The sequence below is a fragment of the Mesorhizobium sp. M1E.F.Ca.ET.063.01.1.1 genome, from assembly GCF_003998155.1.
Taxonomy (GTDB): domain Bacteria; phylum Pseudomonadota; class Alphaproteobacteria; order Rhizobiales; family Rhizobiaceae; genus Mesorhizobium.
In genome coordinates this window covers 1-388 of record NZ_RZSC01001781.1, presented here as the reverse complement: position 1 = coordinate 388, position 388 = coordinate 1, and the positions used below count along the sequence as shown (strand labels likewise).

General features: G+C 64.4%; 1 pseudogene. It reads left to right on the top strand.

The annotated features are described in order from the left end of the window. Window positions 1-388, top strand: a pseudogene (locus EOA29_RS42070) (hypothetical protein); the annotation flags it as partial.

The window sequence follows — 388 nt, the reverse complement described above, 5'->3', positions numbered from 1 at the left end:
CTGTTACGGCCTGCAAGTGTCGAAGCCGCACTATGCCGAACTGATCGGACCGATCCCGGCCTACGGCAAGCTGGGCGATGCGGTTGTCGGGCGCGGCTTCGAGGCGCGCGCCGCAAAGGTGGCCTTCTCGCGCAACCTGAAGGTCGACAGATATGGCCAGACCAAAGTGTTCACGACTGGCGGCATCTGGGCGGTGGTGACGGTCGAGTTTGCGGCAAGTGCGCAATCGACGACGGTAGCGGTCGCTTCCTGGCGCGGTCCTACGGGCCTCGCCTATGACCAGACCGAACGGCTGTCCTTTGCCGATGGCCTGCTTCCCGTGGCCATCGATCCCGGCCTGCCGAAAAAGGCGAGGCTGATCTTCGAAGTACGGCCGGACGAGGTGAGC